This is a genomic window from Rickettsia endosymbiont of Culicoides newsteadi (genome assembly GCF_002259525.1).
In the GTDB taxonomy this organism is placed as follows: Bacteria; Pseudomonadota; Alphaproteobacteria; order Rickettsiales; family Rickettsiaceae; genus Tisiphia.
The window spans coordinates 1-3374 of record NZ_MWZE01000118.1 but is presented as its reverse complement, the minus strand read 5'-3'; the positions used below and the strand labels follow the sequence as shown (position 1 = coordinate 3374).

Here is a 3374-nt window from a genome sequence, read left to right as displayed (position 1 = left end):
GATAGGGGAGATTCCTTATTTGAGGCAAGTTGTAGAACGTTAAAATTATTGTATGAACCTATATGTTAGCTGCTATAACGTTACAAATGATTCCTTTTCAGATGGAGGACAATTTAACAATCCAGATAAAGCAATTGAACAAATTCAAGAATTAGCTAGTTATGGTGCTAGTATTATTGAAATTGGGGCTCAATCTACAAGACAAGGTGCTGTAATTCATACACCAGAGGAGGAATATAATAAATTAAAGCCTGTTCTAGATGGGATTACAACATTAATAAATAAAGGAATGCTTAAAGTTAGCATAGATAGTTTTTGGTCATCTACTGTTAAACGGCTTCTTGAAAATTATCAGATTAGTTGGATTAATGATGTCAAAGGTGATTTTGATAATAGAACTCTGAAGAGCATTGCTGAGAAAGGTTGTAAACTATGTTTCATGCATTCATTGAGTATTCCACCTAATCAAGAATTAATTCTATCTTTAGAACATAGACCTATTAGTTTGATAAAAGAATGGGGAAAGCAATCCATTGAGCGTCTCTTAAATATCGGCTTTTCTCAAGAAAATATTATCCTTGATCCAGGTATCGGCTTTGGAAAATCGTCATATCAAAACATAGAGATTTTACGATATGTTCAAGAACTCAGGAGCTTAGATGTTCAAATTATGGTTGGACACTCCAGAAAATCCTATATTCAGGCATTTTCTACAGTTGATGCTAAGAATCGGGACATTGAAACTATTGCTACTTCCCTTGCATTAAAAGATAAGGTAGATTTTTTGCGTGTTCATAATGTAAGGAATCATATGCGATTTTTTACAACCTATCAAAACTTTCATCAATAGGGTAATCATATGAAGATAATAGGTATCATGGCAGCAACGCAACAAGGAGTTATTGGTGATAGAAACTCTTTACCTTGGAGTTATCCTGAAGAACTTGAGCATTTTAGAGCTACAACTAGTGGACATATTATGATTATGGGACGAAAGACTTATAACATAATACCAAAAACTTCGCTAACTATAGTCAATTCAGGAGAATTTGGGGCTAGGAGCGATGGAGCGACGCCTATAAGTAATAGGCGAGTGACGAGTGACGACGTCACCAACTTCTCATCAATTGATTATAATAGAGATATTATTGTTTTTTCTCGTAATCATCATTGTATTTCCAACGATGTAAAGATAGTAAGTTCATTGAATGAGTTTCTAAAATATATTCAATCTTTAAACTTAGTAAAGAAACTTTTTATGATTGGAGGAGCTGAGATTGCTCATTTATTTTTAGAACATAATCTGATTTCTCATTTTATACTAACAAAAATACACCACTTATATTCTGGTGATACATCCATTGATTTAAGATATTTTAAAGGATGGGATGAAAAAATTTTAAAAGAACACCCTAATTATACTATTTGTAAGCTTACAAATATAAAGGAGATATCATGATATTTTGCACAAACCTTAATACATCTCTTGAGGTATTTCATTTACTTAAACATCCGTTTTATAAGTTATGGAATGAAGGATTATTGAAACATGAAATATTACAAATCTATGTAAAAGAATACTATCATCATGTTTCTGCTTTTCCTAGATATATAAGTCAAATCCATACTCTTTGTGATAAGATTCAAGCAAGACAAATTTTGCTAGAGAATTTGATTGATGAGGAGAAAGGTGATGATAATCATCCTGAATTATGGTTACGCTTTGCTGAAGGGATAGGTGTATCAAGGGAGTCAATCCCAAATTTTCCAGAATTAGTTTCAACTTGCAAACTAGTTGAAGGATATTTGGAGCTAGTGAGAACAGATTATCCGACGGGATTAGGGGCTTTATATGCCTATGAAAGGCAAACACCAGAAGTTGCTGCTTCTAAGATTGATGGTTTAAAAAAGCATTATGGAATTCAAGATAATAAAACATTGCAATTTTTTTCTGTTCATCAAGAAGCTGATAAATGGCATACAGAACAGTTGGTTAGTCTGATAAAGTCTCTTAACAAAAACGATCAGCAGAAAGTTTTTTATGGAGCAAAAGAAGGAGCTAAATTACTATGGTTCTTTCTTGATGGGATGATGAAAATGGTAGAATGTCATGCTTGTTAAAGGTATAAAAACTCAAAGGATTGAGGTTAATGATTGTTTGGAACAAATTTTAGATCAATATATCCAAGAGATTGTAGATGAAGATATTGTTGCTATAACATCCAAGATAATTAGCATAATACAAGGACGTTTAGTTTCAAAGGATAGTATATGTAAGAATTTATTGATTAAGCAAGAAGCAGATTTAGTGTTGGAAACAGACCGTAATCCTTATGATCTTTATTTAACTATCAAGAATGGTATACTTATACCTTCTGCAGGTATAGATGAATCAAACGTACATGGAGTATATGTTTTGTATCCTGAGAATATTCAAAAAACAGTTATTTGGATATGGGAATATTTAAAAAAGAGACATAATCTTAAAAAGATTGGTGTTGTGATTACGGACAGCCATACAACAATCATGAGACGAGGTGTAACCGGTATCACTCTTGGTTGGTGTGGTTTTATACCCATTTATTCATATATTGATAAACCTGATCTTTATAATAGTCCATTAAGGGTTACACAAGTGAATATTTTAGATGCTTTGGCGACTTCAGCAGTTTTTGTTATGGGTGAAGGTAATGAACAAACTCCTATTGCTATCATTAAAGATGCACCTAAAATTTACTTTCTTGATAGACCTCCCACAATAGAAGAAGAGAAAAATATCTTGATTCCTATGGATGAAGATTTATATTCTCCGCTACTACGTGCTGCCAAATGGCATATTGTCTAATGGCATGTTATCTCCTCCTGTTATTGACAAGCCAATTATTTTTTGATAACATCGATATGTTATAATTAGTTGTTTGTTTATCTAATATTTTCAACAAATTCACTACATGATTTACTAGAGTATCAATTATGCAAGATACAAATACTAATGATTTACGTAATATCATAGGTACTATCAGTGCTAAATTGTATGAAAATGACATAGTAGCTGAAATATATTACAGATTAAAAGACCCTTATTCTATTGTAAAGAAGATATTACGAAAGACTATTGCCTTGAAAGAATTAACTGACTTAGTCGCTTTTAGAATTATAGTTGATAAACAGGAAGATTGTTATAAAGTATTAGATATTATTTATAATATCTATTCTATTAATATAGAGAAGTCTAAAAACTATATTGATAATCCTAAGAATAATGGCTATCGTTCGTTGCATGTCATAGCTGTAGTTACGTCAATTCGGGATAAGGTTATAATTTAGAGGAAAGTCGAAATTGCAATTTATGGAAGGTTTATTTTTCTTAAGAG

At 31.7% G+C, this 3374-nt stretch carries 5 protein-coding genes; all 5 read left to right on the top strand.

Going from position 1 to position 3374, the window contains the following annotated elements; genetic code table 11:
- The first annotated feature begins 52 nt into the window (after positions 1–52).
- Positions 53–850: a dihydropteroate synthase gene (gene folP, locus RiCNE_RS06495; RefSeq protein WP_094649759.1), complete on the top strand. Its 798-nt coding sequence runs from the start codon at positions 53–55 to the stop codon at positions 848–850.
- Between the two features lie 9 nt (positions 851–859).
- Positions 860–1459, top strand: a complete 600-nt coding sequence (locus RiCNE_RS06490) for a dihydrofolate reductase (RefSeq protein ID WP_094649758.1) — start codon at positions 860–862, stop codon at positions 1457–1459.
- Complete coding sequence (locus RiCNE_RS06485; RefSeq protein WP_094649757.1) at positions 1456–2121, top strand: CADD family putative folate metabolism protein; 666 nt, start codon at positions 1456–1458, stop codon at positions 2119–2121. Before RiCNE_RS06490 ends, RiCNE_RS06485 begins: the two co-directional genes overlap by 4 nt.
- Positions 2111–2845: a coenzyme F420-0:L-glutamate ligase gene (locus RiCNE_RS06480; RefSeq protein WP_094649756.1), complete on the top strand. Its 735-nt coding sequence runs from the start codon at positions 2111–2113 to the stop codon at positions 2843–2845. Before RiCNE_RS06485 ends, RiCNE_RS06480 begins: the two co-directional genes overlap by 11 nt.
- A gap of 128 nt (positions 2846–2973) precedes the next feature.
- A complete protein-coding gene (locus RiCNE_RS06475) occupies positions 2974–3327 on the top strand; it encodes a nucleotidyltransferase family protein (protein WP_094649755.1) in 354 nt (117 codons plus the stop codon).
- The last annotated feature ends 47 nt before the right edge of the window (positions 3328–3374 follow it).

Coding starts and splice junctions, on each gene's coding strand:
- folP (WP_094649759.1), top strand. CDS start 53: ATGAACCTATATGTTAGCTGCTATAACGTTACAAATGATTCCTTTTCA.
- RiCNE_RS06490 (WP_094649758.1), top strand. CDS start 860: ATGAAGATAATAGGTATCATGGCAGCAACGCAACAAGGAGTTATTGGT.
- RiCNE_RS06485 (WP_094649757.1), top strand. CDS start 1,456: ATGATATTTTGCACAAACCTTAATACATCTCTTGAGGTATTTCATTTA.
- RiCNE_RS06480 (WP_094649756.1), top strand. CDS start 2,111: ATGCTTGTTAAAGGTATAAAAACTCAAAGGATTGAGGTTAATGATTGT.
- RiCNE_RS06475 (WP_094649755.1), top strand. CDS start 2,974: ATGCAAGATACAAATACTAATGATTTACGTAATATCATAGGTACTATC.